Genomic DNA, 24,969 nt, shown 5'->3' with positions numbered 1-24,969 from the left:
AAAACCTGCGCTCAGCTTGAAAGGGAGCTGATCTTCATGCTTTTCAGAACCTGAGTTCGACTCGGTATTTCAGGTCGGCGTACCTTGCCCGAACACCTCGGTCAGTCCCCTCTCCCTTTGGGAGAGGGCTAGGGTGAGGGGCTTTTGATTTTCAATCAGCGAGCAGCAACCGCTTGGGTCGTGGCATCCGTAAAGTCAAAAACCTTGCCACCCTGCGCCGAGGCATATTGCTGAGCCTGCCCCTTAAGCAAAAACGCACTTAACCGTCCCTTCTCATCACTGGCAAACCACGCCTGCTCCGCGAGCAACTTGATCCCGCTGTCACTGGCCTGCGCATACACCGCGCGAATGGTTTTGCCTTCCTGCTTCAACGCGGCCAGTGCAGCGAACGCCTCTTCCGCAGACGCGTACTGCCGCACCTTGCTCTCACCGCGCACCCAGATTTCTGCAACGTGGCTAAAGTCAGTGATCGCTTTACCGGTAGCCTTCAACGGTGTCTGCGCGTAGTTGGCCAACTGCGCCGTGTAATCCAGGTTCGACGCCTTGAACGCCGCCCGGATGTATTGATCGTCAATAAACGTATTCAGATCGAGCCCACGATCAGCCTTCTTCAACAGCTTCAACGTATCGATGGCCGTACCAACCGCCTGACGATATTCCGGCTTCCAGCTCAGGTCGCGGGTCTGCACGCCGAGCGGGCCGTGGAACAGGTAATTCACCTCGGCATCGACGCCGGTGACTTTGGCGATCAGCTCGCTGTACTTCTCAGGCTCGGCGGCGAGCAATTGATTGGCCTCGATACTCGCGCGCAGGTACGCGACGACGACTTCCGGGTACTTCTTCGCATACGCCTGATCCACCAGCGCACCATGGAACGTCGGCGCATTGGCCTGAGCGCCGTCATAAATCTTGCGGGCGAAACCCCGGCTCGGGAACAGTTCGGCGAACGGCACAAAATCAGCGTGGGCGTCGATCTTGCCGGCCTGCAACGCGGAGCCGGCGACTTCCGGCGGCTGGGCAATGATGTTGACGTCCTTGAGCGGATCCCAGCCCTGCGCCGCTACCGCGCGCAGCAACATGCCGTGGGCCGTGGAGGCGAACGGCACAGAAATCGTCTTGCCTTTGAGTTCGCTGAGCGCCTGCACACCGGATGCACTCGGCACGACGATGCCGTTGCCGCTGCCCTTGATGCTCCCCGACAAAACGCTGATGAACAGGCTGTGCTTGCCGGCGGTTTCGAACGCGACGCCATTGAACGCACCGGGGAAATCGGCCATGGCGCCGAAGTCGAGTTTGCCGGCGACCATCTCGTTGGTCAGCGGCGCGCCGCTGGTGAAGTTCTTCCACTGCACGTCGTATTTGGCGTCTTTGTAGGCGCCGTCGTGGGGCAAATATTTGTCGAGCAGACCGAGCTCACGAATCAACAAGCCGCCGGCGGCGCAGTTGATGGTGGTGTCCTGGGTGCCGATGGCGATACGGATGGTTTCGGCCGAGGCCGACACGGTGAACGAAGCCAGTACCAGACCGGCGATTGCTGCTCGCAACATGGTTGTATCCCCTCGAATCATTTATTTGAGTTCGTCTCCGCCGCGATCAGGGCGCGGTGGGAAACGAGGGGTTTTCGGTGAATCCAGCGTCCGGTGTTTCCGGATGGCTTTGGGTTGTCTCGATTCCAATGTGGGAGCGAGCCTGCTCGCGAAGGCGGCGTGCCAGTCACCATCATTTGTGAATGAAAAATCGCATTCGCGAGCAGGCTCGCTCCCACAGTGGATCTGGGGTCAACGCAATAAATAGGGGATCTCGACCTTGACGGCACCCGTCGGGCAATCCTTCTCGCACGGCATGCAGTACCAGCATTCATCGAACGCCATGTAGGCCTTTTGCGTCGCCGGGTTGATCGCCAGCAAGTCCATCGGGCAAACGTCGACACACACGGTGCAGCCTTTTTCGGCGATGCATTTGTCCTCGTCCACGGTGACGGGGGCGTTGGAGCGGAAGAAGATTTCCTGAGCTTGATAGGCCATGGTTCGGACTCTTTGATTTATTGATGTATCAAGCGGCGAAAGCGCCGACCCGCAAGCGGTCGTAAGCCTGCATTTCCTCGGCATCAAGCGGGATGATGTAAGGCTCGACGGCTTTCTTGAAACTGGTCATCTGGCCGTCATCGCCCTTCTTCAAATGGCAATGGCAGAACCATTCACTGTCGTTGCGCTGCGGGTGGTCGATGCGATAGTGGTACAGGCCCCAACGACTTTCGGCGCGGAACAACGAGGCACGCGCGGCCATTTCGGCGCAATCGCGAATCACGCTGGTTTCCATGGCGCGCATCAGTTCGTGGGCGTTGTTGGCCTTCATCTGCTCGAGATCGCGTTCGATGTCGCTGAAGCGTTGCAGGCCGATCTGCATCTTCTTGGTGACTTTCGGCGGTTGCAGGTAATCGTTGACGAAACGCCGCAGCTTGTACTCGACCTGCGCCGGCGGCAGACCGTGTTCGCGATCCAGCGGTGCGTAGACCCGGGCCTTTTCCTTCTCGATCTGCTCGGCGTCCAGCGCAGAAAACTCGCGGCCGGCGACAAAATCTGCGGCGTTATGCCCGGCGAACCAGCCGTAGGTGAAGGCACCGAGCATGTAATTGTGCGGCACAGCGGCCATGTCACCCGCCGAGTACAAACCCTTCACCGAGGTCTCGGCGCGTTCGTTGACCCATACACCGGACGCCGAGTGACCGCTGCAAAAACCGATTTCGGAGATGTGCATTTCAACCATCTGCGTGCGGTAATCGGTGCCGCGATTGGCGTGAAACTGACCGCGACTCGGCCGCTCGTTGCTGTGCAGAATTTCCTCGATGTTCTGGATGGTTTCTTCCGCGAGGTGATCAAGTTTGAGGAACACCGGGCCGTTGCCGCTCTCCAGTTCCTGATGAAACTCCCACATCATCTGCCCGCTCCAGTAGTCGCACTCGATGAAGCGTTCGCCCTTGTTGTTGGCGGTGTAGCCGCCCAGCGGGCCGGTGACGTAGGCGCAGGCCGGGCCGTTGTAATCCTTGATCAGCGGGTTGATCTGGAAGCACTCGAGGTTGGCCAGTTCGGCGCCGGCGTGATAGGCCATCGCGTAACCGTCGCCGGCGTTGGTCGGGTTTTCGTAAGTGCCCATCAGGTAACCCGACGACGGCAGACCGAGGCGTCCGGCGGCACCGCAGGCGAGGATCACGGCTTTCGCTTTGATCACATGGAAGTCAGCGCTGCGACAGTCGAAGCCCATCACACCGTTGACGGTGCCCTCCGCGTCAGTCAGCAACCGCGTGCAAACGAGGCGATTGGTGATGCTCACTCGCGCACGTTTCAACTGGCGATAAAGGACCTGTTTGATGTCGTGCCCTTCCGGCATCGGCAGCACGTAGGCGCCCATGTGGTGGACTTTTTTCACCGCGTAATCGCCGGTCTCGTCCTTCTCGAACTTCACACCCCAGCGGTCCAGCTGCTCGATGGTTTCAAAGCTGTGGGTGGCGTAGGCGTAAACGGCGGCCTGATTGACGATGCCGTCGTTGGCGATGGTGATTTCCTTGGTGTACTGCTCGGGCGTCGAGTGGCCGGGAATGATCGCGTTGTTCAGGCCGTCCATGCCCATGCTGATGGCGCCGCTGCGTTTGACGTTGGCCTTGTCGACCAGCAACACGCGCAGATCGCGGTTCTTTTCCTTGGCCTTGATCGCGGCCATCGGGCCTGCGGTGCCACCGCCGATGACGACGATGTCGTATTCCTGTTCGAGCACGTTGCGGGTCATGCCTGCTCCCCTTTTTGCCGGTCGATCCGCAGGCGGTACTGGAACGCATCGCCACGGTAATAAAGGTGTTCGAAGTCCAGCGGCTGGCCTTGCGCGTCGTGGGTCAGGCGTTCGATACGCATGATCGGCGAACCGGCCTCGACGTTCAGCGCCTGGGTCAGGTCGCTGTCGGCCAGCACCGCGTCGATAGCCAGATCGGCGTGACCGAGGGCGATGCCGCAGTCGTTTTCAAGGATCAGAAAGATGTCGCGGGTGACCAGATCGGCCTTCTCCAGCCGCTCGCCGACGGCTTTGGGCAGATAGGTGATTTCCAGCGAGATCGGCTCACGGTTGATCAGGCGTACGCGTTTGATCTGCGCGACGGTTTCGCCTTCGGCAACTTGCAAACGCTCGGCGACGCGCTTGTCGGCCGGGATGAATTTGAAGCTGCGCAGGCGGTTGATCACCTCGTAGCCACGGCCGGTCATCGACTCGGCGAGGCCTTGCAGGCTGCTGACGTTTTGAAAGGTTTTCGGCTTGGCGACGAAGGTGCCTTTGCCGTGGATCTTGAAGATCAGCCCTTCCTTTTGCAGGTCGCCCAAGGCTTGGCGCACGGTGATGCGGCTGACTTTGAACAAGGCACCTAGTTCGCTTTCGGAGGGCATCTGGCTGTCTTGCGGGTATTCGCCGTCGAGGATGCGCGCACGGAGGACGTCGCGCAGTTGGGTGTGCAGCGGGACGCTGCTTAAAGAGAGAACGTTATCGGTCATCGCGGGATCACATGTTATAACGAGTTATGACGTGATCTTAGAGTTGTTATGACAAGGTTGAGAAATACCGAATGGGCATAACCTTAGATACGACGACGTACTGCCCAATGTGGGAGCGAGCCTGCTCGCGAAAGCGGTGGTTATTTCAGCAATGATGGCGACTGACACGCAGCCTTCGCGAGCAGGCTCGCTCCCACAGGGGGTTTGTGTAAGTCGGTAAGGTCAGTGGCGCTTGAGGATCTGGTCCATGACCCAGTCGGTCTTGAGCGCTTGTTCGGCGACGGCGGGGTGTTGTGATTCGCCACGAATATGCGCATTCATGCCCAGCACGTGATGCCACTGAATGTGTTCGTGATGGGGGATTTCCAGGCTGATGTGTTCATCGGCCTGCAACTGCACCGGATGTTCATCAAACACCGAAAAACTGATCCGCCCAAGGCTGCCGATGATCTCGACCCGATCCTCACGCCGATCCGCGACAAAGCTCCAGCAGCCCATACCCAACGCCCCGGAGGCGAACCGCCAACTGGCGCTGACCGCGTCTTCTGCCGCATACAACCCGGCCTGACGCGCGGTGAAACCGGCGATGTCGACAATGTCGCCGAGCAAATACTGGAACAGGTCAAACCCATGGCTGGCCAGATCGGCAAAGTACCCGCCACCGGCCACCGCAGGATCGGTGCGCCAATTGTCGCGACCGTCCAGATCCGCCGGCGAAGGTGCCTTGGTCAGCGTCCAGTTCAAGTGCCGCACGTCACCGATGCGCCCCTGCTCCAGCCATTGCCGCACCTGCGCAAAACGCGGCAACGAACGGCGGTAATAGGCCACGAACAGGTGCAAACCCGCCTCGGCAAACGCCTGCTGCATTTCACGGCTTTGCCCGGCATTCAGCGCCATGGGTTTTTCCACGCAGCAATGTTTGCCGGCAGCGGCGACTTTCAGGCTGTAGGCGTGGTGGCTGTCGGGTGGCGTGGCGATGTACACCGCGTCCACCTCGGGATCGTTGATCAGCGCATCGACATCGGTGTAAACCCGGTCGATGCCATGGCGCGCGGCGTAGTCAGTCACCGCCTCAAACCGTCGGCCCATCACCGCCACCAACGCCGAACCGGGCACCTTGTAGAAGGCCGGCCCGCTCTTGCGTTCAGTGACATCACCGCAACCGATCATACCCCAGCGCACCACGTTCATTTTTCAGTCCCTTTTTTCAAGATCAGCCAATGCGCAAAGCGCGCAAATCGAGGTGACCGTCCTTCAGCGGCGGGCACCAGTAGTAGCCGCCAGTAATCGGTCGGCTGATGCGATACAGGCCATCGGTGATGCCGTCTTCCAGACCGCTCATACGGCGCAGTTGCGCTTCGAAGGCATCCAGCGAGAAACCGAAAGCGAGGAACATCAGGCCGGCGCGATCACCTTCGATCCACGGCATCGAGCGGCGCACGACAAACGCTTCCGGGGCGAAGCTTTCCTGCGCGGTGCGTTTGACGTGGGCGGAGATTGGCGCATCGTCAATCTCTTCGTTGTCGCTGAGGCGACGGCCCATGATGTTGTCTTTGTCGTCGGACGAGAGTTTGTGGAAACCCTTGAGGTCGTGCTGCCACTGCTGGATCGCGGCGAAGCTGCCGCCGACCATGCCGTCAGCGCCGGCGCTTTGCAGGGCGGCGGCAAGCGCGGCTTCGTCGTGCGGGTTTTCGGTGCCGTCTTCATAGCCAGTCAGATCGTGGCCGTCCTTGTGGCGGAAGGCTTCCTGCATTTCTACCAGGCGCAGGGCCGGGGCCAGTGCGGCTTCGAGGGCGTTGCAGCGGTTGAGCAGGTCACCACGGTCGACGCCGTGCAGCCAGACCCACAGTGCGTGCTGGGTCGACGGGTTTTCGACGCCAACGCCAGTCATGGCCGGAAAACTGCGCAGGCCGTCGATCTGCACGTTGAGGGCTTTGGCCAGGGATTCGCCGAAACCGACCACCGCCGACTGGCCGTCCACCTGATTGATCAGGTTGTCGATCGCCTGCGGCAGCGCTTCCACCGACTCAAGGGCGAAAAACAGGTGACGTGCTTGCGCAGGAACTGGGGTGGCGAGAATGCCCGGCTGGTAGTAACTCATGTGAACTCCTTGGGAAAGTGCGCGGGAGTTTACCTGTGGCCGGAGGGTTTGTGTGGGTTTGGCGGGAGTCAAAAGCCCCTCACCCTAGCCCTCTCCCGGAGGGAGAGGGAACTGATTGGGGGATGCTGTGGAGATACGCCGACTTGAAATTGCTGTACCGAATCCATAATCGACAAAAAACTTTCAGGTCGATGTTTGACACAAGAAACCCCGGTTAGCCTTCATTCTCTCAAGTCCATAATCGACACAATCTTTCAGGTCGATGTAACTCGCAAGACACCTCGGTCGGCCCCCTCTCCCTCCGGGAGAGGGCTGGGGTGAGGGTTAGCGTCATTACGCCAGGCACTCGGACTCAACCCCGTCCAGCGCTTGAACGCCCGGCGAAAACTGCGCACATCGCTGTACCCGACTTCCTCGGTAATCCGCTCGATCGGCATATCGGGATTGGCCAACAGACTCAGCGTGCGCGCCTGGCGCACCTGTTCCAGCAGCGCCTCAAACGTCAGCGCATGCTCAGTCAACCGCCGCCGCAACGTACGACTGCTCATATTCAAATCACCAGCAATCTTTTCAATGTGGCTGCCGCTGCTCAGATCCCGGGCAATCGCCCGCTCCACAGCCTGAATCAGATCGAGTTTCTGATGCACCTGCGCTGCTTCCAGTTCCAGCAAGGCAACGGCCTGACGCAGCGCTAGCGAATGATGATTGGGCAGATTCACGTCCAGCCACTGCGCATCGATCAGCATGCGATTGTGCAGACAGCCGAAGCGCACCTCCGGCCCGAGCAAACGCTGGTATTCGCTCAGATAATCCGGCGCGGCATGCACGAATTCCACGGCAATCGCCTTGAACTCAGCCCCCACCAGTGCGCGGCCATACACCAGCAGGCTGGCGAAAAACTCCTCGACCGCAAATACCTGCACATCGGCAAATGGCAAGCGGCACTCGGCATCGAGATGCACTTGACCGTCGACCACATCGACGCTGGACACCACAATCCCGCCCGACGTGTGCTGATGACGAATCCCCAGCGCAAAGGCGTCGCGCAAGGTCTTGCACAGCGACAGCACATGCCCAAGCAGACCCAAAGTGCCGAGTACGTTCTGCGCGCCGACCCACAGCCCCAAGCCTTGATTGGGCAGCACTTTGAGTGCGCGCTGAATCATCGCCACCGCCTGACGATAAGAAATCCGCTGCGCCGGATCCTGCAGATCCTCAAGGGTAAAACCCAGCCCACGGCACAGGTTCTGGGGATCGATACCCTTGTTCTGCGCAACTTCGGCGAGGGTTTGCAAAAGAAATGGCGAAACCAGCGCCAATTCAAAGGTCGGGTCTTGGACTTTTACGTTCATGGGGGCTGACATTCCGGATCACGCTTGATTGTTATTTTTGTAACCGGTTATGTCGAAGGAAGTTAGCACAGGGTTGGCCGACTGTCCGCAGAAGTCCCCCTAACTGTCCGCCAATACCCTGCCCCGCCGGGCGCCAAGCGCTTATTTCTATAGTGCCGGGCGTACTGCGTGCCGGCGTTGCGCCCAAAACACAATAATAATGAGGACGGATATGCACCCGAACCGCGCGACATTGCCCCTGCGCCTGGCCCTTTCCTTGCTGGGCTGCGGCGTGACCTTACCGGCGCTGGCCACCGAAGCCGGGGTCGACAACATCGGCACCGGCACCGACGGCTTTTTCATGCTGCCGCTGGAAGTCGACAGCCTTCCGGAGAACATGGTCGCGTTCAACCTCTACTACAACCACTACAAGGCGCGAAAGCTCAACATCAGCTCGTTCGGCGGCAAAGTGCCGAATGTCGAAATCGAGTCCACCGCGGTGATTCCGCGTCTCGATTACTTGAGCCCGGTGCGGATATTCGGCGGACGCCTGGCCGGCTACATCGCCCAGCCCTGGCTGAAGCAGGAAGTCTCGGTGTTCGGCTTGAGCGACACCCGCGAAGGCATGGGCGATACCACCTTCGCGCCGATCATTCTGTGGGACATGGGCAAGCACCTGACCCTCGGTGCCGCCTTGGAAGTCACCGTGCCCACCGGCGAATACAGCGTCGATCGACTGGCCAACACCAGTAACAATTTCTACACGTATAAGCCGCTGTTCTCGTTCACCTGGCTGCCGACTGAACGCACCGAAGTCTCGATGAAGACCACCTACAGCTTCAACGAGAAAAACAAAGACACCGACTACAAGTCCGGGCAGATCTTCCACTTCGATTATTCGGCCAGCTACAAGATCACCGACGACCTGATGCTCGGCGTCAACGGCTACTACCTCAACCAAACCACCGACGACAAACAGTTCGGCCACACCGTGCAGTTTGCCGGGCAGGACGTGAATGACGGCGTGCGCGGCAAAGTGTTCGCGATTGGCCCGGCGCTGCACTTCACCTTTCTCAAGTACGCCAGTGCGGAGATTCGCTGGGCCAAGGAATTTGATGTGGAGAACCGGCCGGAGGGGGAAATGTTGTGGGCGAAGGTGAGTATTCCCTATGCGTTCTGAGTGCATTTGTAGGAAAGCGCACCTGGATTTGTAGCCTGAAAACCTGAAAACCGCATGGGTGGAATACGCCTACAGCGGCGGTCGAGATTACCGGACAACAGAGGGAAACGTCTGGCAGATTTAAAGGGTGTGCTTGCAGATACTGGGCTCCGTTATCCCATGGCTCCTCAAGGGCTCATGGGAAGCATCGTCAGCCAGTGACGACAATGGGCCGTTCCCGCCTTAGACTGCTTGAAATTGATCACGGAGGTCATATGAGCATATTGCTTTCCCCGTTTTATTCTGAGTTCGAATCCGAAGAAGAGGCAGAGAGCTACGATCGCTGGTTTCGTGCCAAGGTGCAGGCTGCACTGGATGATCCTCGCCCGGGCATTCCCCATGAGGAAGCCATGGTGCGGCTCGACCAATTATTAGAAGAGAAACGCAAGAATCGACTCGCTGCCGCTTGAATGGAGCGATCAGGCTCTGGACGATCTGGCTGACATTATCGATTACATTGAACAACACAATTCCAACGCTTCAGCGGCTTTGCAGCGCAAGGTGGTGCAGCAACGCAAAGGCTTTCATCAATTCCCTTTGGTTACAGGTCCGGCCGAGTGCCAGGCACTCGGGAAATGGTGGTCAATTCAAACTATCTGCTGGTCTATCGAGTGAACGGGCGCATCAAAATCCTGACGTTAGTCCACACCCGACAACAATACCCACGAACCTCATAAATATAAAAAAAGGGCGACCAACCGGCCGCCCAAACGTACTGCACGAGAGTCTTTTACAACGACAGTTGCCCACGCTCCTCCTCGGTCAACTGCTGTTTCGCCTGATCATCCAGCGCCCCGGCGCCCAACACCTGCACCGGGCTGTTCGGGTTGTAACCCGGGGTCGGTGCACGGCTGACACCATCACGTGAAGGTGCAAGTTGTTCGTTGCCGAAACTCAACACCTGCACGGTAAACACCGACGCCTGATTCTGCCGCGACGCTGCTTGCTGCTGACGCGCCACGTCTTCCGCCGCTTGGGTGGCCGACGATGCCGCCGAACTGGCCGAAGTAATCGCCCCGGTATTCACCGCCGACACCACCGGCACACCCGTCGCCTTGCCCTGCACCGAAATGTTCGCGGCGTTGACCACCGTCAGCGCGGCGATGTTGACGTTGCCCGACACGCGAATCCCCGCCTCGCCCGCATCAATCGTGCCCAGCGGCGCGATCAGGTCGATGTCGCCCGGTGCCACTTCGGCGATCGGGTTGAGCGTGGCGATACCGGCGCCGGTGCTCGGCACCGACGGCGACAAGGTCACGTTGCCCCAAGTGTCGTAAACCCGTTTCGGCGGGGTGTAGACCACGGTGGTTTTCGAGCCGCGACCGGCGTTGATGTCGCCTTCAGAAGACCAGCCGAGAATCGAGCCGCCAAACGTGGTCATGATCCGGCTCTGCCCCAGCAGAATGCTGCCCTGCGAATAGAGCTGAATGTTGCCCGAACCCTGCGTGATGATCCCCGCTGTCGACGGTGGCGCCGCGCCTTCGATGCCGAACACCTGACCGCCGCCCGGCGTAAGCATCTGAATGTCGCCGCCGAACAAGGTCTTGACCCCTGCCCCGCCGTACATCGTGATATCGCCGTCGTAGCGGATCGGATTGCCCGCCACATCAGTGGTCGGAAACAGCGCGGCAATGGCATTACGACCGCGCAGATAACTGCCTTTGCGCGGGCCATCGACGTCGTTGTATTCCAGGCCACCGGCGCGCAGTTCGGCGAAGTAGACCTGCCGCGCGAAGATCGCCTGCTCGGCACTCGGCAGTGCGGCGTAGAACGCTTGCGCCTGCTCATCACTGCCTTTGAAGCCGTAACCGAGGGTCAGCCAGCTCTGCAGTTCGTCCAGGTACGTCTTGACCACTTTGCCCGGTTGGCCGTTGAGAGAGACCTGCGAATCAGCAACGTTCTGCGGGTTCAGGTAGCGCGCGATGAACCGTGAGTAATCCAGCCCTTGCGCACCAACACCGGCCTGCAGCACCACACTGGCACCCGGTCGGCTATCGCCTGCCAGCACCGGCCCGATGCTGGTGATGCTGGCACGGTCCTCCATCAGGAGGTTGCGCCCTGCGCTGACGTCAAGCACACCTGGGCCGGCGATATCGAAGCTGCTGTAGAGAATGTCGCGCCCGGCCGCAACCCGCGACACATCGTTGGGCCGGTTGTGAATGAACAGGTTGCCGGTGGATCTGATCTCGTCGCCGTTGTAGCTCAGGACTTCATTCGGTACGGCTGTTGGCTGGCCCAGATAAGTGCCCGAGGCGACGAGGTCGCGCCCGGCGAGCATCCACACAGGCCCTGCCGCTTCGTACCAGGTGCGCTGCTGTACGCCGGACCTAAAGAATGTCAGCGTCTCGCCACTGCGGACTCCGACCAGATCTCCAGTCAACGCGTAAAACCGTGCGGGCCCTTGCACGCCACTCAACCCGGAATAGCTATTGGCACCAAACGCAAATAATGGGTAGCGCGCGTTGCGTTGCGTCGCCACGCCGTCAACGCTGTTATTGGTCATGAGCGGCCTGTCCGCGCTGTTGCTGACGAACCCATTGAAGGACGGCGCAAATGGCGAAGTAATCGCCGCTGGACTGGCGCCTGACTGATTGATCGCATAACCGCCGGCATAGATCGAATCGCCTGCCAGCAGTTCCAGCTGACCGGAAGTAGACGGTGCCAACAGCAACGAGTAGCCCTCGGCCGGCGGAACATTGCCCGTGCCATAAGCGGCCGAGGATCCCGCGTAAATCGAGCCTTTGGCAGCCACGGCACGCAGGATCGACGGATAGACGAAGCGACCGTCAGTGGGTGATGTATTGGATGTGGAAACCAACAAATTGTCCGATTCGGCCAACTGCGTGCTGGGTGTGAGGTTGCCCCCCGCCGAGAACAGATCGATCGCAGTGTGATCGGTCCACAGCGAGAAACCGGTCAATCCACCGCCTGCATGGCCCACCCCACTGGCGTCAGTAAAGGCTGTGGAGTTTTGCAAGCGCACGCGTCCCGGATCTGCTGCACCGCCCAACACCAGGTCGCCACGGGTGCTCAGGCGCATCCCCGAATCTCCCGGAATCAGTACCAGACCGCCGGAGGCACTGCCCAGGGTCGATTTGAACGGATCGTATGCACGGACTTCGCGCGAATCCTGATCCAGGGAAAACGCACCGTACTGCAGATTGACGCCGCCCACGGCACTGGCATTGATTTGCGCAGCGCCACGCAAGTTGATCACCGCGCCTTGCAGATCATGGCGCGGCGCTTGCGTTCCGGTTTCTCCCGCCCGGGCTTGCAGCGAGGGGTTGAGCGAACCGCCGAAACGCATGTCGATATCGCCACCACCGGTCAGTTGCAGGCTGCCATCGCTGCCCACTCGCCCGGTGCTGCCCACGGCGACGATCAGGCCCTGGCCACGCGGATAAAGATTACTGCGACCATCACCGACCGGGTCAAGCATGCCACCGTCTGCGCCAGCGCGCAGGCTGATGTTACCGCCGCCAAGAGTGCCGAAACCCGTAAAACCCACCAGATACGGCGCGGTACTCCTGCTCGAATCCGCCAACGGCTGACTGGCATAGCTGCCGAAGTTGATCCACCAGGCGGTCGGTATTTCGTCGTTCCCCGTACCCTGACGCCACAGCCAGTTGCCAACGGCAACGCTTGGCACCTGCTCTGGGGTTTCCATCGCGATACTGGTCGCACGTCGCCCGACGACATCGCCGGAAACAGAACCGCCGGCGCCAATCGTGAGGTTACCCCCCAGTTGCGGATACCAGGCCTGATACAAACTGTCGCTACCACCATCTACCCATTTTTCGTTATCACTGCCCGCGCTGCCCAGCACCGAACCATCGTCCGACAAACGACCGCGTGGCTGGTTGTAACGCGCGTCGACATCGCTGGATTGGGTACCCGCGGTGTACACCCCGAAAGGTGATTCCATGCTCAGATTGCCAGCGGCCATCACGTCCAGATCGGCGGCGCCGGTTCGCAAAACGCTGAACATCTGCGAATGAGTGGAGACCGTGGTACCGCCTACGTTGGCGGCGCAATAAGCAGGGTCAATATCACACCAGAACAGATCGTCTTCGCTGACCGGCGACCCGGCCGGTGCGCCCATCGGATTGCCCTCCGTCCAGAGGAACTTGGCGGGCGCGACACAGACACCAGGAATGTAATCGCACCAGAACATTTCATCTTCCTTTACGACCTCTCCGGCCGGGAACCCCAGCGCATTATCAACCGCCCAAGTGGTGTCGAGTTTTTTCGTAGTGACGACCATGCCGTAATGCGTATCCGCCAGTCGCAAGTGACCTTCGCTGGTGAGCGGTTTCACGGTGCGACTGTCGGCAGCATCAAGATCCGCACCCGCCACTACGCGCATCGACCACGAGGTGCTGCCCGACGGCAGCATGCTCGCCAGGGCCCAGTTGCGTCCCTGCTGCGTGCCGTTCAACGGACGCAAATCGATGAACGCTGTGCCGTCGGCCAGCACCACGTCGGTCATCGACGGAATCAGCGAGCCGCGCAACAACGCCAATGCACCGCTTAATTTCACGCCAACGATTTTGTTGTCGGCAAACGTGCCAGGCAATGGCACGCCCTTGGGCCAGAGCATCGCCTGCATGGCGGTGGCCACGTTCAACCGCGTCCCGGCACCGAGGCGGCTGCCCGCCGGCAAGGTCACGTTGTCGCTGAGCAAGGTACCGGCGGCGTACAGCAGGTTGCCGGCGGCGTCATGCACCGCACCGGCCAGGACTGTGCCGCCCGTCAGTGTGTAAGGCCCGGCGAGGATGCCCTGGGTTGGCAGCAGCGTGCCGCTGGCCAGCGTCGCGCCCTGTATCGGCAAGTCGTAATTGAGCGTCGTGCCGACCGGGAACGAGGTGCCTCCTGCCAGCGTCACCCCGGCGCCCGGAACGATCAGGTCACCACCAAAAGGCTGGATGCCCGGAACCAGTTTCCACCCGGCGTCGTCAACGGTTTCCGGCGGCGGCGCGAAGCCGTCGTTGATGCTGCCGTAAATATCCAGATTGCCGCCGGCGCGGATCAGCAGGCTGCCGGATTCGCCCGAACCATAAACAGCGGTTTTTTGCGTGTGCGGATTCAGACTGGCGTAACGGTAAGCGGACAGGTCCAGATCGCCCTGCACCACCAGATCGCCGTCGGCGGTTTTGCTGGCGAGCTCGACGCCTGGGCGTAGATGGAACGCATCGCTATAAGCCGCGTTATTCAATCCGGCCAGTTTGCGTTGCAGCAAATCGCCGTTGCCCAGCGCCGCATCGATGAACGCCGTGCTGTCGCCATGGATACCGTCCAGATAAGCCTGATCGATCACCTGATACGGGCGCCCGCTGACGGCGGCATCGGTGCCGTCGACTGCATCGGTGTAGCGGCGCATGGCATTCAGGCCGATGGAACGCGCGCCCTGAATGTTCAGCACACCGCTGGCATCGATGGCGATGTCGTCGGCGCCGATACGCGGTGCATCGAGTTCCAGCGTACCGCGCGGCCGACCATCGTTGTGACCGGCTGCGCTGCCAAGCGGCGCGTCGGTGCCATGGCGCAAATCGATCCGTGCGCCTGACGCCAGCGTCAGCAAACCATTGCCGGAATCGAGTTCGACCATGGCGCGGTTGGGGGCATCGATGATCTTGCCGTAGCTGTCGACACGCAGCACGCGACCATGGGCATCGAGCACGGCATTGCCAGTCAGAGTCAGACCGTTATTGGCGGACAGACGAATGCTGCCGACCCGCTCACCACTGGCGTCGATCAGGCCGGCCACGGTCAGACTGCCGTTGTCCACCGAGACATTGACTTCACCGGCCTTGAGCCCGTCGCCGAGCACCAGGCTGCCCTGCTTGAGCTGGAAGCTGCGGCTGCCGAACACCTGCCCGGCGTTCAAGCGCTGGTTCAGCGCAGCGAAGTCCTGGTTCAAATCGTCGCCCAGCCGTTGTGCGCGAATGTCCACGCCACCGGCCTTGTACGGCACCTGCGTGCCACCGGCATCGTAGTAACCGCTGCTGGCACCGAGGATCTCGCCTTGCAGATCGACCACCCCGGCATCCGCTGCCAGCGCCACCGCACTGAGATTGCCGGCCTGGTTGTTGTGCGCCGACAGATCGATACGTGAACCGGCTGCCTGGCGGATATTGCCGTGGCTGCTGTACAGCGCCACATCGCCGCCCCAGCTGTATTTGCTGACGTCATTGAAGGGCAAGGTACGCCCGGCCAGGTCCAGGTACGCGGCGTTGGTCAGGGTCAGATCGTTCTCGGACTTGACCACCAGTTTGCCGCTGGCCAATGCAATGCGACCGTCGAGCAGCACATTGCGCCCTTCAAGCGTCAACTCCGCACCCAAGGCATCGGCCACCGCAGCATTCGCAACGCCACTCACCGTCAGGTCGTCGCCCGCCTTGAGCAGGTTGACCGAGGCCGCTTCACCAGTGAGCAACGGCGTGCGCAGATTGAGGTTGCCGCCACTGTAGACGTAGCCGGAAATCGGGTCGTAAGCCCCTTGCGCCAGATACACCGCAAGACTGCCTTTGTGGTTGGCGGTGATGCGCTCGCTGGCGTTGAGGTTGACGTTGGCGAAACCCAACGCCAATCGGTTGTTCTGATCCAGGCCGTTGGGTTGCGGGTTCGGGCCATAACCGAACTCGATGCGTTGCGCCTGAATGTCCAGTGTGCCGCTTCCAGTCCCGGCGCCACCACTGGCCACCGCGCCCGGCGCCTGGGTCGCACCGTTCCAGATCAGGTTGGCGGTGCGAATGGTCGCCACATCGCCAGCCTCGCCCCAGCCATAGACGGCGGGCGTGGCCAATAACAGGTTCTGCAAGCGACTGACGCCGGTCTGCGGGTCAAGCGTATCGAGGCTGACGTTGCCGAAGAAGTTGAACGCGTCGCGAGTGGTCAGACTCAGGGTTTCCAGTGCCGGAGCACCGAACTGCGTATCGCCACGCAGCAGGCGATCGAGCACGTTCTGGTTCAAGGTCAGGCCACTCGGTACGCGACCTGCTGCGGCCAGCGCCTCGGCGCTACCGGCATTGACCGCGCCAACGGCCAGCGCTAGGTGACGGGTGCCGAAGCGCACGGATTCGTTCAGTTCGAACTGGTTGTCGGTGGCAGCGGTAATGCTGCCATTGGAATAGAGCAACGTTGGCTGCGCGCACGGCTGCGCAACGCACGTACCGATGCGGATGCTGCCCGGGCCTTCCGAATAGGTGGCGACCGTCGGTGCGAGCGTGCTGGTCCAACCGTTGGACACGACCAACAGACTGGCGGAACCCGGCTGATAAATGAAGCCGTCGGTCGAGTCGTAAGGCGCATCACCGCGGCCGAGGGTGTTGATACCGGCGCCCGCTTCCAGCGTGATGCCACCGTCGACTTTGTCAGTGCGCAACAGCACTTCCGGTGCCGATAACACTGCGCCTTCACGCAGAGTGATATTGGCAGCCGAACCCTCAAAGCGAATGAAGTTACCCGCCGAGCCGTATTCAACCGTCGGCGTGGCGCCAAGGCTCAGCCGTCCGGCTTCGAGCCGGTCAAGGCTGCCGGCGTATAGCGAAATCCCGCTAAACCCCGGCGTGCGCGAACGGCCTTCACCGAGTACCTCCAGGTCCTGGGCCAACACGACAGCGCTCCCGGCCACGCCGCCTTTGCTCGGGGCAAACAGGGCCTGGCCCTGAAAGTTCATGTCGATGTCGTGCGTGCCCCCGGCCACCAATTGCACGTTGAGCGATTTCGCATCCATTGGCGCCAACGCACGTGGCACACCTCGACGGGCCGCATCGCTTTCGATGAACTGGGTGAAGCTGGTTTCGTTGTACTGCGAATAGCGGCGCAGAACATCGGCCGACGTCAGGATCACCTGGCTCGGCAGACTATCGCGCACACCGCTGTTGGCAATCGACATCAGCCCGGCACTGGACCACGAACCATTGCGCATTTTCAACGCGCCGCTGGTCATGCCTGGCGTCGCCTGGCCGTTGACCTCGACCCGGAACGCGCCGGGCAACAAGGCAAAGGTTGAAGGCAGCAAGGTGTAGGTGCCGGCGGCCAGGCCAGGAACACCGGCGCCTACGGTAATTTGCTGGCCAATGCGCGGATCGCTTGCACCGGCCTCGGCGAGTGCCGGTGCAAAGGCACTCTGGTTGCCCGGCACAATGGCGTACACCGGGTTACTGCTCAGGCTCGGCAAACTGAACGTGCCATCGGCAGCGTTGCGCACCAATGGATTGAATCGGGCATCGGTGGAGCCGCCGCGCCCGGAGACAAAACCGGCGCCACGCAGATCGCCGCCGCCTGACAAGTCAATCAACGCGCCGCCCTGCACATCGACGTACTGCCCGGTAAGGATCACGCCATCCAGGGCACTGGCGATCCCGTGCAACACCACGGATTTGCCGTCGTAGCGATAGTCGATACCGTCGGTGGTACCGCCATACGGCATGACCAGGCCAGCGCCGCTGACCGACGTGACACTGCCGGGCAACAGGCGCAGCTCCTGGGTTTTGCCCAGCGAGTTCTCGCCCAATCTGATCAACCCCAACGGGGCGCGGATGACGCCGCCCTGCTCGATCTTCCCGGCAACCAGCAGCAAGTTGCCAAACGCGGAATACGGCAAGGCCTGCGGTGCCTCGCCATGGCCGCTGATACGCAAGGTGCGCGCCAGTTCCGGGACAGCCGTATAGCCCTGATAACCGACACGGACATCGGCCGAAACACCCGTGGCCGGATAAATCTGCGCAGCGCGCAAGTCGAGATCACCGGGTGTCCACAACCGCGAGCTGCGTTCTTTATCGTTCGGCGCGAGAAAACGCATGTCGCCACGACTGTCGAGGGTGACCTGGTCGAAGCCACGACGGCTGACGGCAGCGGCCGGCGCGTCGAGCTGCGCGATCGTCCCTTCGGTGCCGAACGACAAGGTGTTGCTCAGATCCAGCAGGTCAGCGGTGGCGGTGAAGCGGGCGTTCGACAGCTCAGTGGTCGCGTTGGCCAGCACCCGTGGACGCATGCTGACATCCGAAGGCACGTAGAGACCCAGCCCCGACAAGCGCATGTATGGCGCGGCCAGATTGATCCGCGTCGAGTCGCTGGCGGCCTGCGCCAGCGAGATCGAGCCGGTGTACAGATTCAGGCTTTGATTCATGCGCAGGTCGACGTCGCCGGCGAATGTGAGCAAGCCGTTACTCAACAGGCTCAGGTGATCGAAACCACCCGACATCAAACGCTCCGCGCTCAAGCGGGTCTGACCGTAACGCAACTGCGCCGCGCCTTCGCCGGCCTGCAGATGCGCCGACAGCAACGAGCCATCCGAGTCTTGGCTGATGATCATTTCGCGGGGCGCACGCACTTCGTTGCTCGCCAGATTCATCTGGTAGAGCGGCGCGTCCTGAACAATCTCCAGATGACCACCCGACGCGCCGACACCACCCGCTGCAGCCTGCAACTGACCGTCGAGGAACACGCCATTGTAAGAACTCAAGGCAATGCGCCCGCCATCGGTGGCGACGTCGGTCGGTCCGACCCCGGCGACATCCAGAACCGCGTGCGTACCGGAGGCGTCCAGGCGTGCACCGTCGCGCACAATCACGTAAGCATCGGCCGACGTTGCGGTGATTTTCTTCGAATCAATCTCGCCGCCGAGAATAATGCTGCCACCCTTGCCGATCTGGCCGTAAACCCGACCCAACGCATCCACGGCCGTGTAGGCGCGACCGGCAACATCCAGCACCGCGTCTTCGCCGATCCAGATAGAACGGTTGTGGGCCTGCGGGTCGGCGTTCTGCGGCATGGTCGCCACGTCCAGCGAGCCAAACTGTTGCTGACGAATATCGAGAGTGCCGCCCCAGGCGTTCAATTGCCCGTCGACCGTAATCTGTCCGGCACCGCGCAGTTTAATGCGCTGCCCCGGGTCGACGCTGATACGTGCACCGTGGCCGATGGACAGCGAACTGCTCGCCGGGTCGATCAGCGCTAACTCACTGGAACCGGCCTGGAGCGCCAGACTGGCGCCGCCACGCTGGGTCAGAACGCCTTTGGCCGGGTTCTCCTGAAACAGCGTGGGGGTCCACAATTCGAGGGCCGTGCGCGGATCGGCGCCGCTGGACTGGTTCGGCGCCGCATCGCCGAAACGGTAGACCGGCATCACCACATCGATCTGCGCACCATCAGCGACTTTCAGTCCGGTCAGGCCGGTGACGCTGTAACTGGCAAAACCGCTGCTGAACAGACTCGATGCCAGTTGCAGCGTTTTGTCGCCGTGTGCGGCGCCGGTTCCACCGATCTCAACGTTGCCGGACTGAATCGTCAGACTGCCGCCACCGGTGACACCGTAGCCACGCACGTCGCCATCAAGCATCAATTGTGACGACGCCGAACGGGTCAACGGACTCGACTCCAGCGTAATGTCGCCGCCCTTGCCGCCGCGCGTCTTGCCATTGGCCAACAGCGCCCCGCCGGACGACACGTCAAGCAGACTGCCACTGCCCAGATTGACGCTGCCGGTACTGCGCACAGACACCACGCCGCCATTGAGGTAGGCCAGACTGCTCACGTCGTCCGGATCGGTACGCAGATTGCTCCACAGTCCGCGGGCATCGAGCTGCACGCCTTTGGCCACCGTGACACCGACAGCCGTCCCGGCCGGTGCCGGCAACGCGGAATTGCCGGTCAGGATATCCCCCACATTCAAACTGCCGCCACGCGCAGTCAGGTTCGCATTGACCTGCACTTGTGGGCCGAACAAGGTGATGTCACCACCGGAATCAACGGCCAGCGCCTGATCGACAACAATGGTTTTCGCGGCAGAGACCTTCAACGCACCGAGCTGAAAGCCGTTGAGCATATCGCTGTCGAGAAACAACTTGCCGACCCGCTCCTGCGCCACGGCATCCGTCAGGCCGGGCGCTGTGAGCGCCGCTGCATGAGTGCCGCCGATCTGCACCTGGTCCAGTCGCGGATCGAGCAGGTACTGCAGGCCACCGGCGGTCGCCGACCAGGCCGGATCGTATTGACCCACGATCAATTGCGCCCGGCGAGCCCGTGCAATCTGACTCTGCTCATAGCCATCAAGCACCGCGCGGGGTGCTTGTGTCTGGCGCTCGCCCTGGAACACTTCGCCGAGAATCTGGCCATCGACCAGCGCGTTGCGGGTGGCAATCACCAATTGACCGGCATCGCGGCCGACGGTGTAGCCCGATTCCTGACGCGAGCCCGGTGCAATCAGCGGGTTGTAGAAAAACTGCGTCTGGCCCCAGCGCTCGCTGCTGTCTTCATAGCCTTTGTACAACCCGGTATAAAGCAGATCCCCCGGCGCTCGTGAGACTTCATATAAATGCCCGTCGGCGCCGCGCAACCAGCTCTGCCGGATCTCGCCGCTCTGCACGTCGAGAGTGCCGCCGGACAAGTTGATCAGCGAACCTTTCTCGGTGACCACATCGTTGCCGGCAAAATTCACGGAACCGCCCTGCGCCATCCATTCACCGATGCCGTGGCCCTGAGTGCCGAGATAGCCACCGACTTCCAGCAGACCTCCGGCCGTGTACCAACGATCTGTAGCGTAACCGTTGGTGCCGGCCGGCACGTACACCAACTCACGCACATCGACCCAGATGTCGTTGCTGTTGAGCGCGCCGCCCTCGCGGTTGACCGGCGCATCGCGTTGCTCGTTGCCCTGCACGTTGATCTTGATGTTATTGGCTTCCATCGCCACCTTCACCCCGACAGCGCCGGACACATCAATCAACGCGCCGTCGCGTACCAGACTGCGACGCCCCGCCGATACAGCGACCTGGCCACCGGTGGCGAGGGTGATCGAACCGTTCTGAAACTCGACGCTGCCGCCACTGCCGATGTCGATGCGCGACTGATCACCACGGATGCGGTTGTTGGCACTGACGGCCTGTAGCGATGCGTCACGCTGACTGTCGAGCGCGGTGAGATCGCTGCTATCGAGCATGATCGCGGTGACGCTGCCCTGAGCGAGCGTGACGCTGCCAGCGTTGTCAGTCACCGGGTTGAGCAAGTGCACAGTGCCGCGCGTGGCCACTGACGTGCTCGCCAGCAACACACCGTTTTGCAGCACCTCATGGCCGGTCAGCGTGATGTCGCCGGTGGCGGCCTGGATCAAGCCATTGTTGCTGACCTTGCCGGCCACGGCGCCGGTCTTGAAGCCCGGCGTGACTTCGTTGCCGAAGGTCGTGGACACGGCGTTGCCATCGGTACCTGAACCCTTACGGATGTAAAAGCGATCGCCTGCACCGAGCAGCGTCTGGCCTTTGGGGGTGCTGATGTTGCCATCGTTCTGCACCTCGTTGCCCAACAGCAAGGCGTAGCCCCCAGCGTCCGTCGACGCCTTGGGCGCATGAGTCTGGATACTGGCGCCACGCTCCACCAGCACTTTGCCGGCCGCGTCAGTGAAGGTCGGCTGGGTGGCGGTGCTGTCGAAGTACAGGCCCCGGTCGCGGAACTGGATATCGGTGATGTTGGCTGCGGCGGCTACCAGATTGCGTACATTGACCTGGCTGCTGCCGCTGAACACGATGCCGTTGCGGTTGATCAGCATCACCGTGCCGTCGCCCTTGATCTGGCCTTGGATCTGGCTCGCACGCGCGCTTGGGTCGTTGACCCGGTTGAGGACTGCCCAGTTGGATTGCTGAGCGAATTCGACCGTGGTGTTGCGGCCGACGTTGAAGGTTTCCCAGTTGAGAATCGCCTTGTCGGCGGTCTGCTCGATCTTCACCGTGGTCTTGCCGTCAGCCAGAGTCTGCTGCGGCCCCTTGGCGTTCAGCCAACCCTGGCTGAGGCTGTTGTCGACCTTCAAGCCGCCCTCGCCCAATCCATCCGGCACGTTTTGCACACTGCCCAACGCCACCGCACGCCCCGCAGCCTGAGCCGCCTGCTGTGCGGCAATCGCCGCCACGGTGTTGTTGAGGGTCTGCAACGAGCGCTGCAATTGCTGATTGGCTCGTTGCTGCTGGGCCAGTGGTGGCGTCATCCCCGGCAACCCGCCAACACTCGGCCGCGCTGCCGCCGCTTGTTGTGCGGCGCCCTTGGCGGAAAACCAGCTGGAACTGAACGCCGTTTGCGCCTGCGCACTGCCCGCCACCAGACACAACGCCACCGCGTGCGCCAGTGGCTTGAGCAGCCACAGCGCCGGATCGGCGACCTCACGCTTGAGCATCGGGGCACGGGTACTGCGACGGGATGGGCGAGCGAGCATCACTACGAGATCCTTTTTGATTGCCACACAAAGCTGCAGGCCAGCAAAAACCTGCTGTTACGACATAGGCAGTTGGCGAGGGGCGCGACCGAACGGATGTCACACAAACTTCATGATTGAGGTGTAACTGCGCGCTGTAGCGGAACTGGCAGCCTTTGGATCAGGCTGCCGAGAGGCTCGAAGGAAACAACGACCTACAACGGACGACCTATGCCGGTGCAAACATTCGGGTTGTTGATGTCCAGGTTGTTGCCGGTGGTGTTGGTAATGAAGTTGGCGGTGACTGCTCTTTTCCAGATGGTCGGGATTGGCGCGAACCCATGGGCCACAGTCGCCACTGCATTGCCCGGCAAACTGTAGTGGGTGGTCAGGAATGCTCGAATATTCGCAGCCACACCGCCATCGAGGTAACACTGGCTAAAAATCAAATTGCTATAACCCGAGATTGGATAACCGGAAGCAGGATTGGCGACGACAGGCACCCATTGCTGTGGATTACCGCTGGCAGAGTTGGTCGGCACAAACGCTGACGACAACGCCAGAACCACATTGGCAGTCGTTGCCTGGATACCGTTAATGCGCGCCACTAGCGCATTGTTTTTCGCATCCACACCATCCGGTCCCATGTAACCGATCGATCCATCGAAATAGCTCACCGTCGGCAAGACGTCGCTATCTACGTCGACTCCTATCCAATTGATGGGTAATTGAGCCCCGGATGGCAGGCGCGCCTGCGCAAAGTTCGTGCTCACCAAAAACGCCGAAGGACAAATGGCGTTCAAATGCCGACTCATCATTTCCGTCGTGCCACTTGAAGTCCGCCGGTAGATCACGCGGATTGGCGTAGCGTCGGATGTGCCCAGTAATGAGCCCCACGTCGATTTATTACCCGAAAACACATCACACAGTTGAGCGCTGCTCAGGTTAAGCGCCGTGACACCCGCTTTCTTGTAAGGGATGACCACCGCGGTGGCTACAGATGGCACCTGGATCAGCGGGCCATAAGCAGCGCCGAAGGAGGAGTTGTAGTAGCTGATTTCAGAAGGCGTGAGAATCGAGTCGCTACCCGCAAAATGCACAGCGCCTGTGGTGCCAAATTGCGCAGCGTTATTGCTCAGGAAAGCGCTTTTGCCGATGCCGCTACCGGTCACGGCGTAGCTGAAGTTGGCAGGCAGGATGCTGTTGGCGGAACCTTTGTACAGCGCAGCAGGAAGCGAGGCGCCACCACCGGTCACCGCCATGACCTGACTGGACAGCAGCGCGACAACAGCCAAACTTGCAACTTTGCAGGTCCGTTTGAACATGATGAGCTCCTTGTGCGAAATCTCGGATTTTTGTCTAAAAAAAATGGCAGCCCCCAAGGGACTGCCATTCCTGTTGCGGCTTACAAAGTGATGCTTACAAAGGACGACCGACAGCGTTGCAGACGCTGGCGTTGTTGATGTCCAGGTTGTTGCCGGTGGAGTTGGTGACGAAGTTGGCGGTTACAGCGGTTTTCCAGTTGGTTGGAACCGGAATGAAACCGTGAGCGGCAGTGGCCACGGCGTTGCCCGGAGTGCTGTAGTGCTGGGTCAGGAACGCTTTGACAGCAGCAGCCACGGCTGCGTCCTTGTAGCACTGGCCGAAGATGAAGTTGGTGTAAGCAGCCATTGCATAACCGCTCGACGGGTTGGCAACCACTGGGGACCACTGCGCCGGGTTGGCCGCGTTGGTTGGCAGTGGAGCCGAAGCCAGAGCCGTGTTGACGTTGGCGCTGGTTGGCTGAACGCCATTGATACGCGCAACAACAGCGTTGCTCGCAGCGTTGACACCGTCCGGACCGACATAACCGATGGAACCGTCAACCGCGTTGACTGCCGGAGCTACGTCAGCGGTATTGGCCACGCCTACCCAGTTCGACGGCACAGCGGAACCTGCTGGCAGACGTGCGTTGGTGAAGGTGGTGTTGACCGCGAACTTGGTCGGGCAGATCGAGTTCAGGTGACGGCTGAGGATTTCGGTGGTGCCGCTCGAAGCGGTGCGATAAACAACGCGGATCGCGGTAGTGTCGGAGGTACCCAACAGCGCGCCCCAGGTAGTCTTGGTGCCCGACAAGGCATCACACAGTTGAGCGCTGGTCAGGTTAAGGGTGGTGTTGCCGGCCTTTTTGTAAGGGATGGCAACCGAAGTGGCGACAGATGGCAGTTGGATCAGCGGACCAAACGAAGCGCCGAAGTTGGTGTTGTAGGTGCTGATTTCCGAAGCGCTGAGGATCGAGTCGCTACCGGCGAAGTGCACAGTGCCAGTAGTGCTGAACTGTGCGGCGTTGTTGGTCAGGAAAGCACTTTTGCCGATGCCGCTACCGGTTACGGCGTAGCTGAAGTTGGCAGGCAGGATGCTGTTGGCAGAACCTTTGTACAGAGCGGCAGGCAGTGAAGCGCCACCACCGGTTACGGCCATGGCCTGGGCGGATGCCAGAGCGGCGACGGTCAATGAGGCTGCGATCAGAGTGCGCTTGAACATGAAGAATCTCCTTTTCAACTAGGTTTGGGAACACAGGTTTTCGGGTGACTTGCATGACACTGGGAGGACTCACCGGG

13 protein-coding genes are annotated in these 24,969 nt (G+C 60.9%); 3 read left to right on the top strand and 10 right to left on the bottom strand.

Annotated features, from left to right (window positions below):
- Positions 1-155: 155 nt before the first annotated feature.
- From HU718_RS13455 to HU718_RS13425, 7 genes are all read right to left on the bottom strand, one after another.
- The gene (locus HU718_RS13455) at positions 156-1,568 is read right to left on the bottom strand and encodes an ABC transporter substrate-binding protein (protein WP_437180874.1); all 1,413 of its coding nucleotides are present in this window, start codon (positions 1,566-1,568) and stop codon (positions 156-158) included.
- Positions 1,569-1,778: 210 nt separating this feature from the next.
- Positions 1,779-2,024, bottom strand: coding sequence for a 4Fe-4S dicluster domain-containing protein (locus tag HU718_RS13450; RefSeq protein WP_007959413.1), 246 nt, complete (start codon positions 2,022-2,024; stop codon positions 1,779-1,781).
- A 28-nt stretch (positions 2,025-2,052) separates the two neighbouring features.
- A complete protein-coding gene (locus HU718_RS13445) occupies positions 2,053-3,783 on the bottom strand; it encodes a fumarate reductase/succinate dehydrogenase flavoprotein subunit (RefSeq protein ID WP_186616029.1) in 1,731 nt (576 codons plus the stop codon).
- Positions 3,780-4,532, bottom strand: a complete 753-nt coding sequence (locus tag HU718_RS13440; protein WP_038368826.1) for a GntR family transcriptional regulator — start codon at positions 4,530-4,532, stop codon at positions 3,780-3,782. The genes HU718_RS13445 and HU718_RS13440 overlap by 4 nt, the downstream gene beginning before the upstream one ends.
- A 222-nt stretch (positions 4,533-4,754) precedes the next feature.
- A complete protein-coding gene (locus HU718_RS13435) occupies positions 4,755-5,723 on the bottom strand; it encodes a Gfo/Idh/MocA family protein (protein WP_186616030.1) in 969 nt (322 codons plus the stop codon).
- 22 nt (positions 5,724-5,745) lie between these two features.
- On the bottom strand, positions 5,746-6,633 hold the full coding sequence (locus HU718_RS13430) for a Dyp-type peroxidase (RefSeq protein ID WP_150705619.1): 888 nt from the start codon (positions 6,631-6,633) through the stop codon (positions 5,746-5,748).
- A gap of 254 nt (positions 6,634-6,887) precedes the next feature.
- Positions 6,888-7,985 (bottom strand): AraC family transcriptional regulator, encoded by a 1,098-nt coding sequence (locus tag HU718_RS13425; RefSeq protein WP_186616031.1) that lies wholly within the window; start codon positions 7,983-7,985, stop codon positions 6,888-6,890.
- A 211-nt stretch (positions 7,986-8,196) separates the two neighbouring features.
- Here HU718_RS13425 and HU718_RS13420 point away from each other — a divergent pair, with 211 nt between their 5' ends.
- The 3 genes from HU718_RS13420 to HU718_RS13410 all read left to right on the top strand — a co-directional run bounded on the left by HU718_RS13420 (position 8,197) and on the right by HU718_RS13410 (position 9,798).
- Positions 8,197-9,144 (top strand): SphA family protein, encoded by a 948-nt coding sequence (locus HU718_RS13420; RefSeq protein WP_186616032.1) that lies wholly within the window; start codon positions 8,197-8,199, stop codon positions 9,142-9,144.
- Positions 9,145-9,398: 254 nt separating this feature from the next.
- A complete protein-coding gene (gene relB / locus HU718_RS13415; protein WP_102901959.1) occupies positions 9,399-9,593 on the top strand; it encodes a type II toxin-antitoxin system RelB family antitoxin in 195 nt (64 codons plus the stop codon).
- Positions 9,574-9,798 carry a type II toxin-antitoxin system RelE/ParE family toxin gene (locus HU718_RS13410; protein ID WP_367617190.1) on the top strand — a complete coding sequence of 75 codons (225 nt, stop codon included), beginning with the start codon at positions 9,574-9,576 and terminating at the stop codon, positions 9,796-9,798. Before relB ends, HU718_RS13410 begins: the two co-directional genes overlap by 20 nt.
- A 115-nt stretch (positions 9,799-9,913) precedes the next feature.
- Here HU718_RS13410 and HU718_RS13405 read toward each other — a convergent pair whose 3' ends face one another.
- From HU718_RS13405 to HU718_RS13395, 3 genes are all read right to left on the bottom strand, one after another.
- Positions 9,914-22,390, bottom strand: a complete 12,477-nt coding sequence (locus tag HU718_RS13405) for a filamentous hemagglutinin family protein (RefSeq protein WP_186616033.1) — start codon at positions 22,388-22,390, stop codon at positions 9,914-9,916.
- 194 nt (positions 22,391-22,584) lie between these two features.
- The gene (locus HU718_RS13400; protein WP_186616034.1) at positions 22,585-23,694 is read right to left on the bottom strand and encodes a substrate-binding domain-containing protein; all 1,110 of its coding nucleotides are present in this window, start codon (positions 23,692-23,694) and stop codon (positions 22,585-22,587) included.
- 94 nt (positions 23,695-23,788) lie between these two features.
- A complete protein-coding gene (locus tag HU718_RS13395; protein ID WP_186616035.1) occupies positions 23,789-24,892 on the bottom strand; it encodes a substrate-binding domain-containing protein in 1,104 nt (367 codons plus the stop codon).
- Between the last annotated feature and the right edge of the window lie 77 nt (positions 24,893-24,969).

It is taken from the genome of Pseudomonas tensinigenes, assembly GCF_014268445.2.
Taxonomy (GTDB): domain Bacteria; phylum Pseudomonadota; class Gammaproteobacteria; order Pseudomonadales; family Pseudomonadaceae; genus Aquipseudomonas; species Aquipseudomonas tensinigenes.
Note: the sequence above shows the minus strand (reverse complement) of the source record. Positions and strands in the feature narration are given on the sequence as shown.